Consider the following 1,404-nt stretch of genomic DNA (forward strand, 5'->3'; position numbering starts at 1 on the left):
TGTGTGTGCCGCCACAAGTGTTCAAGGTAACAGCATTTTGTAGGGTAATTCGCAGCCCGCCCGGCAAAGAATCTATGAAGCTGAGCCCTGATAGAGGTACAGCAGCGTTGTTGGTGATCGTAAAGATGACAGCCACACTGCCACCCGGTGTTGCTTGGTTAGGGCTAAACTCCTTGGTAAAGGTTGGTGGAAGAACTGGGTTCACAGTTAGGCTGACGGGTGCGCTTAGAGCGGCAGGGGCCTGGTTGCTGGTAAGCGTTGTGGCAGGGTTCGTGTAGGTACCCACGTTTGCGGCAACCACCTGAACGCTTATCAGGCAGCTTGAGTTGGGACTGAGCTGGCCGCCGGTCAGAGAAATAAAGCTTCCATTTGGAGGGGCGCTTTCAGTTCCCCCACAGGTATTGTTGAGGCCAGGAGCGGCAGCAACGGATAGCCCTGCCGGCAGAATTTCCGCAAAGCTGAGGCCGGTCAGTTGGATGCCGGAGTTGTTGGTGATCGAAAAACTCAAAGTAACAGGAACACCTACCGAAGTTATGCTGGGACTAAAGCTCTTGGTAAAGGTTGGAGCAGCCAAGGGGGCCGGAGGCAGGCCAACGATGCTGGGAGAGGGATTGGGAGTGGGCAGGGGCGGGATCGTCGGCGCCGACACAGGAGGGGACACAAGAGGGCTGGGTTGACCTGGGGGAACAGATCCAATCGGAGGAGTGGATGGCAGCCCTACCCCCGTTCCTCCGGGTTCTGTATTCGGGTTTTGCACAGGGATGATTGGCCCTGGCAGCGAGCTGATTGGATTCCCCTCTTTAGTTTGTTGACAAGCTGTTAGCAAGCCCAAGCACAAGCAAGCCAAAACCCCAGCTACTTTTCCCGTTTTCATTCCCTCATCCTCCTGCCATTCAACTCTCTCGTGGCACAAATCCAAACAGCCTTACTCAGCTCCAGCTTAGGGGGCTTGGTCGCTCGCTTCCAGCCTCGGAGCTTGACCAAATGAATCTCGAATGACCACGATCACCAAAACCCTTTCTCCCGCAGCAACGTTGGTGTTGTAGGCGGCTAGATCCGCCGGGAAGGTGAAGCCGTTGGTAAGCGTGATCCCGTTGATTCGGTCGTCGTAGCTATTGCCTCTGCCTATCAGCGTATTTCTAAACTGCTCAATTGCCGTCGGCAAAAAGATGCTGGTAATATCCGTGCCGCGACTGATGTTAAAAAACTGAACCTCTACGCTCCTGATCACTCCTGGAGCACGTAAGCCGGCCAAGGTGATAGTTACAAAGGCGGATCCCACTGGGGGAATCACAGCAGGGTTTGGCGGGGCGGACAGCAAAAGATTAAACTCCCCAGTTGGCAACAGACTAGGCGGATCCGGAAGGTCGGGTTGAGCGGTGGGGTGATGGGGGCGAAATCCGG

General features: G+C 55.4%; 2 protein-coding genes. Both read right to left on the reverse strand.

Annotated features, from left to right (window positions below; genetic code table 11):
* On the reverse strand, positions 1–574 hold a 574-nt coding region (locus NW838_RS01150; protein WP_414427332.1), incomplete at its 3' end, for a hypothetical protein.
* 366 nt (positions 575–940) lie between these two features.
* Positions 941–1,404, reverse strand: a 464-nt coding sequence (locus NW838_RS01155; protein WP_414427333.1) for a hypothetical protein, incomplete at its 5' end; no start/stop codon positions are given.

It is taken from the genome of Synechococcus sp. R55.2, from assembly GCF_047462075.1.
GTDB lineage: Bacteria > Cyanobacteriota > Cyanobacteriia > Thermostichales > Thermostichaceae > Thermostichus.